Raw genomic sequence first — 5,917 nt, forward strand, 5'->3', positions numbered from 1 at the left:
TGAAATCATTAATCGACCTATTAAAAAGTGGGTCTAAATAAGGAGAGCGGGAATTGCTGCAAACTCACTATAGGGCGCGTAGCGATAGCAGGTAGACCTCTTTATACAAATGAAGCTATAGCCAGCTTGATCCCAAATAGCCTTAATCCCGATTACTTAAGGCATGGGCTTCAGTATTGGGATGTGCTTCAAGGCGTAGACCAAGCAATTAAAGGGGCTACTCTTAATAAGGAGAAACTTAATAAGATTAAATTTCAATATCCAGCAAGTGATCTCGAACAACAAAAAATCGCCGAAATCCTCTCAACCGTGGATCGAGCCATTGAGCAAACTGAGGCTTTAATCGCCAAGCAGCAACGCATCAAGACCGGCCTGATGCAAGACCTTCTCACTCGTGGTATTGACGAACACGGCAATCTTCGCAGCGAGGAAACCCACGAGTTCAAGGATTCACCGCTGGGACGGATTCCGGTGGAGTGGGAGGTTGAAGCTCTTGATGATTGCGTAGAGTTTTGGGATGGGAAACGCATCCCTTTGAAACAGGATGACCGCGACCAAATGGATGGCGAGTTTCCATACTACGGAGCCTCTGGGATCATAGATCACATCGATAAATATCTTTTCGATGATGACCTCATTTTGGTTGGTGAGGATGGAGAGAATGTAATTTCGCGACATTTGCCCCTGGCTTTCAAAGTCAGCGGGAGAATTTGGGTTAATAATCAAGCCCACGTTTTGAAGCCAAAGGCCGATCAAGACATCGATTTCCTCACCAACCGATTAGAGTTTTACGACTACTCACTGCTTGTTTCAGGATCGGCTCAACCAAAGTTGAATCAGAGAAACTTAAGGCAGATGCAATTACCCATTCCACCAAGACACGAGCAGAGTAGAATTGGCCTTGTGCTAACGACATTAAACAAGGTTGACACTGGTCGTGTTTCATATCTCACCAAACTCCACTCCCTCAAAACTGCCCTCATGCAAGACCTGCTTACTGGCAAGGTTCGAGTTACGCCGCTTTTGTCAGAGTCCGCATAATCAAACCGACCTGTCCTTATCTTTTTTGAGGTGCATCAATGGACGCCATTGAACTAAACGCCATTGCCCACGATGGAACAGTGACCGTTATCCTACCCGAACTCTACCGCAAAGCGTGGAACGACAAACTGGTTCGAGTGCTGCTGATTAAAGAAGACGATCCGCAACCACCCCAAAAAGGGTCGCTTCTAGCTCATTTGCGTCAAATTAAAATATCCGGCCCGACGGACTTCTCGGAAAATATCGATGCCTATTTGAACGGTGAGAAAGATGCCTGAGCCGCTCTTTGTCGATACCGGCTATGTTATTGCTCTTATCAACCAAAATGATCAACACCATGCCCGTGCGTTGGCGCTCTCCCAACGCTATGAAGGCCATCCATTAGTCACTACCGATGCTGTTCTGCTCGAAATCGGCAACGCCCTGTCCCGCATTGCCCGGCAGGAAGCCAGCCAAATCCTGCATTACTTTCTGCAAGCCGATGAAGTCACCCTTATTCATCTGACTCCGCAACGCTTCAACTCCGCTTTACGGCTCTATGATCAGTACCAGGATAAAAGCTGGGGACTGGTGGATTGTTTTTCTTTCGAGGTGATGCGGGAAATGGGATTATCCAAGGCGCTGACCTTCGATCACCATTTCACCCAAGCCGGTTATCAGACTGCTTAAAACACCATGCGCCCAAAACCCAACCCGCACCACAAACTCGACGAACGCAATCACGTTGAAAAGCCCTTGCTGGACCAACTCTACGGTCTCGACTGGGACATCATTGATCTGACCGATACCAAGCAAACGCCCGCCGATACCTTCCGGGAGAACTTCACTGAAGTCGTCATGCTGCCGGTATTGCGAGAACAACTCAAAGTCATCAATGACTGGCTGGAAGCCGATCAGATTGACGATGTGGTTAAGCAACTGACCGCCAGTTTTCCCAGCACCGGGCTGATTGAAAACAACCAATACGTCCTGCGCCTGCTGTTGGAGAACACCAGCGCCAGCCAAAACCGGCAGACCGGCGAACAAAGTCCAACCGTGCGCTTTATTGACTTCAAGAATCGGGACAACAACCGCTTTATCGCCGTCTGCCAGTTCAAGGTACGCATCCTGGGCACGGAACACCACATCATTCCCGATATTGTGTTGTTCGTGAACGGGTTGCCGGTGGTGCTGATCGAGTGCAAATCACCCAAGGTTAAAGACGCCATTCCCGAAGCGATTGACCAGATGCTGCGTTACAGCGAGCAGCGTGGAGCCAAGGGCGAAGGCAGTGCGCCGCTGTTCTATTTCAACCAGATGATCATTGCCACCTGTCGCCAGCAAGCCAAGTTTGGAACCCTCACCACTCACAACGAAAAACACTTCTATCGCTGGTCTGATCCCTATCCGTACACCCTAAACGACCTCGATCACGGCTCAGGCAGTCCGAATGACCAGCAGCGACTCGTCGCGGGCATGATGGACAAAACCAACCTGCTCGACCTGATCCGCACCTTTACCCTGTTTTCTACCAACGACAAAGGCCAGACGATCAAGATCGTAGGCCGTTATCAACAGTTCCGGGCGGTCAAGCTCGCGGTCAAGCGCCTGCTGGAAGGCCAGAATCCCCGCGAGCGCAGCGGCATCATCTGGCACACCCAAGGGTCGGGCAAATCACTGACCATGATGTTCATGGTGCGAGAGATGTACCGCCACCCCCAATTGGCTCGTTGGAAAGTGGTTTTTGTGACCGACCGGACTCAACTGGAAAACCAGCTCAACGAAACCAGCCGCAGCATCGGCTTCACGGTCAAGATGGCGGACAATATCAACAAGCTGAAAGAACTGCTCAGGGCGGATACCTCGGATTTGGTCATGGCGATGATCCACAAATTCCGCGAGACCGATCTAACGGTCGCCTTCCCGCAGCTCAATCCCAGTCCTAACATTCTGGTGATGACTGATGAGGCCCACCGCTCGCAATACAAAATGCTCGGCGCGAACCTGGACAAAGCTATCCCCAACAACGCCGCCAAAATCGGCTACACCGGCACCCCGATTGATAAAACTGAACGGGTATTTGGCGATTACATTGACAAATACACCATGCGCCAAGCGATTGACGACGGCGTGACTTTGGAGATTGTCTACGAAGGCCGCACCCACAACGCCGAAGTGACGGATCAGGCGGGTATGGATCAGGCGTTTACTGACGTATTTAGCGAGTACAACCTTCAGGAACGGTTGCAGATTCTCGGTTATGGATCGAGGGACGCCTATCTTGAAGCGGAACCGGTCATCGCCGCCAAAGCCAAGGACATGGTGCAACACTATCTAACCCATGTTTTTCCCAATGGCTACAAGGCGCAGGTCGTCGCCACCTCCCGCGAAGCCGCCGCCCGCTACAAGAAACAGATTGATGCCGCATTAGCCGCGTCGGTGGCCGAACTGGAGCAGTCCAATCCGAACAGGCTTGATCTCGCCCAATTAAGCAAGCTGCAAACCGATGTGGTGATTTCCGGCAGCCATAACGATTTACCGCACTTGAAAGCCTATTCAGACCCATCGCGGCACGAGCGCAGCATCAAGAGTTTAAAAATGGGCTTCGGCAGCAAAGACGAAGGAGTGACGGGCGATATAGGCATCCTCATTGTCGCCAACATGCTCATCACCGGCTTTGACGCGCCCGTAGAACAGGTCATGTATTTGGATAAGATCACTACTGACCACGGCCTGTTACAAACCATTGCCCGCGTGAATCGGGTCGGCGGTATCACTAAAGACAAAGGTTTCGTGGTGGATTATGTCGGCGTGGGTCATCATCTGAAGAAAGCTATTGATGTCTATGACGAGCGCGAGCAAAAGGAGATTATTGACACCCTGAGCTTTCCAGAAGAAGAGCTTCGCAATCTTCAAAGCAGTCAAGCTGCGTTGATGTCCTTCCTGAAGCAACAGGGCTTAACCGATATAACCGATCACGATGCCTTTTTCGACGTTTTCTATGACGAAAATCTACGCTTTGACTACATGCAGGCATTTAAGAAGTTCGCCCAGTGCATGAACCTGGTTTTTCCGGCTCGGCAGGCGCTAGATTTCATAGACGATTACAACAAATTTGCAGCAATCAATGTATTAGCCAGTAAACATTTTCAAGATGAACGCTTGAGCATGAAGGGCATTCCACCCAAGTTACGCGCAATTACCGACCTGTATCTGGAATCGAAAGGGATTGACCTGAAGGTTGAACCGATTTCAATTTTTGAGGTCCTGTAAATTTTCCTGTGATGGCGAGGGTTGGTAGCATCAGGCTAGGGCGTTGACTGAATCCAACCCATTGATCTCAACAGGTGATATTCATTTTACCTGCCTGCCCCACAGTTCCGATCACCGGAAAATTTACAGGAGGATTTTTGATGAGGATTTTGAAAAGAATCTCAGTCAGCGCACCCGCACCAAGACCAAAGCGGCTGAAGTGGAACATGCCATTCGCCATCACCTGGATGTGGAGCTGGATGACGATCCCGACTTGCAAGCCTCTTTTGCCGAGGCGCTCACACAACTGTTTAGTGAATTTCGCGACAACTGGGAAAAAATCTATGAAGAACTGGAAAAGTTGCGTGAGCGTATTATCAACGCGAGTCAGGAACCGACCTATGGGTTACACCGCAAAAAGCAAATGCCTTTCTTTCGGAGCTTGAAACGGGAAGTTTATGGCGAAAAAGCGTTAAATGACGATGAAATTTCTGTTCTGGTCGATCTCACCCAACAGGTTTTCCTGACGGTAGAACGTGAACTAAAACTGATCGGGTTTTGGGAAAGCATTGCCGCCCGCAATAAGCTAAAAGCGGATATTCTGACCACGCTGATTCAGCCTACCTACAACAAGTTGCCCAATCTGATTTATAACCGTACCCAGATCATGAGTCGGATCATGGAGATTGCAGAAAAAAATAACGATGTCATTTTATACGCGGGATAATTATGGAACTGGCCTACACGATCAAGCGATCTGCCAAGCGTAAGCAACTGACGATTACCGTCGAGCGGAATCGGAGCGTCATCATACATGCTCCTGAATCTACTTCTGAGGAGAAAATTCGACAGATTGTTGAATCAAAAAGGCAGTGGATTTATGGAAAGACTACGCATACTCAGAAGTACCGCGAGTTACCGCATCCACCCGGCAAGGAACTGGTGAATGGTGAATCTGCACTCTACTTGGGCCGCCACTATCAAATCGAAATCACCTTGGACAGTGCAACAGAAATACGTTTCGAGCAACGCTTCCTGATCCCCGCTTCTTTTTCTGGCGAACGGAAGCAGGTTTTACGCAATTGGTACATCGACAGGGCAAAGGAGAAAATTCTTCCACGAGCTAAAAAATTCGCCAGTGACCTCGGAGTAGAATTTGCCAATGCCAAGATTGTTGATAATCGCTATCGCTGGGGTTCCTGCACGACCAAGGATAACATCAACTTCAACTGGCGGCTGATCAAAGCTCCCATGTATGTACTGGATTATGTCATTGTCCACGAAATAACACACTTATTAGAAGCCAACCACACGCCTCGGTTCTGGAATATCGTCCGAGCGCAATCTCCAAAAATGGAGAAAGCCAAGCAGTGGCTTCTTGAGAATGGACAGATATGAGAAGAAGAAATTTAGGAACAATTCATAAAGGTTTGTATAAAGAGTTCAGGGAGCAATGGAACGTAAAAACCGGACAAGCCGATAAAAATACACTTATCAATCGATTTTAGCCTTGAACGCGACGCTAGGAGCATCCTTATTGAGCTGCCTTGTTAGCCGGGTATTGATTCCTGCGTTGGTAACTTAACCCTGCTAACCCAAGAAATATCAGGATTGCAGTATTAGGTTCAGGTACTGCAAATTTTTC

At 49.0% G+C, this 5,917-nt stretch carries 6 protein-coding genes and 1 pseudogene; 6 read left to right on the forward strand and 1 reads right to left on the reverse strand.

The features are described from left to right. The first annotated feature begins 27 nt into the window (after window positions 1-27). From BN874_RS25010 to BN874_RS07305, 6 genes and pseudogenes are all read left to right on the forward strand, one after another. Entirely contained in the window at window positions 28-1,041 is a 1,014-nt protein-coding gene (locus tag BN874_RS25010) for a restriction endonuclease subunit S (protein WP_051497545.1), read from the forward strand. 38 nt (window positions 1,042-1,079) lie between these two features. Next, on the forward strand, window positions 1,080-1,319 hold the full coding sequence (locus BN874_RS07285; RefSeq protein ID WP_034431808.1) for a hypothetical protein: 240 nt from the start codon (window positions 1,080-1,082) through the stop codon (window positions 1,317-1,319). Beyond that, window positions 1,312-1,710, forward strand: a complete 399-nt coding sequence (locus BN874_RS07290) for a type II toxin-antitoxin system VapC family toxin (RefSeq protein ID WP_034431810.1) — start codon at window positions 1,312-1,314, stop codon at window positions 1,708-1,710. The genes BN874_RS07285 and BN874_RS07290 overlap by 8 nt, the downstream gene beginning before the upstream one ends. A gap of 6 nt (window positions 1,711-1,716) precedes the next feature. Next, window positions 1,717-4,282 (forward strand): annotated as a pseudogene (locus BN874_RS07295) (type I restriction endonuclease subunit R); the annotation flags it as partial. 54 nt (window positions 4,283-4,336) lie between these two features. Beyond that, entirely contained in the window at window positions 4,337-4,999 is a 663-nt protein-coding gene (locus BN874_RS07300) for a hypothetical protein (RefSeq protein WP_154724795.1), read from the forward strand. Window positions 5,000-5,001: 2 nt separating this feature from the next. Beyond that, a complete protein-coding gene (locus BN874_RS07305; protein WP_034431813.1) occupies window positions 5,002-5,670 on the forward strand; it encodes a M48 family metallopeptidase in 669 nt (222 codons plus the stop codon). 136 nt (window positions 5,671-5,806) lie between these two features. Here the strand turns inward: BN874_RS07305 and BN874_RS26385 are convergent. Further along, window positions 5,807-5,917 (reverse strand): PEP-CTERM sorting domain-containing protein (locus BN874_RS26385; RefSeq protein ID WP_154724796.1); only part of this gene is annotated, 111 nt, incomplete at its 5' end.

This window comes from Candidatus Contendobacter odensis Run_B_J11 (assembly GCF_000531125.1).
GTDB lineage: Bacteria > Pseudomonadota > Gammaproteobacteria > Competibacterales > Competibacteraceae > Contendibacter > Contendibacter odensensis.

What these genes read in the sequence shown, in the direction of transcription:
- BN874_RS07285 (WP_034431808.1), top strand. Translation starts at nt 1,080, where the DNA reads ATGGACGCCATTGAACTAAACGCCATTGCCCACGATGGAACAGTGACC.
- BN874_RS07290 (WP_034431810.1), top strand. Translation starts at nt 1,312, where the DNA reads ATGCCTGAGCCGCTCTTTGTCGATACCGGCTATGTTATTGCTCTTATC.
- BN874_RS07305 (WP_034431813.1), top strand. Translation starts at nt 5,002, where the DNA reads ATGGAACTGGCCTACACGATCAAGCGATCTGCCAAGCGTAAGCAACTG.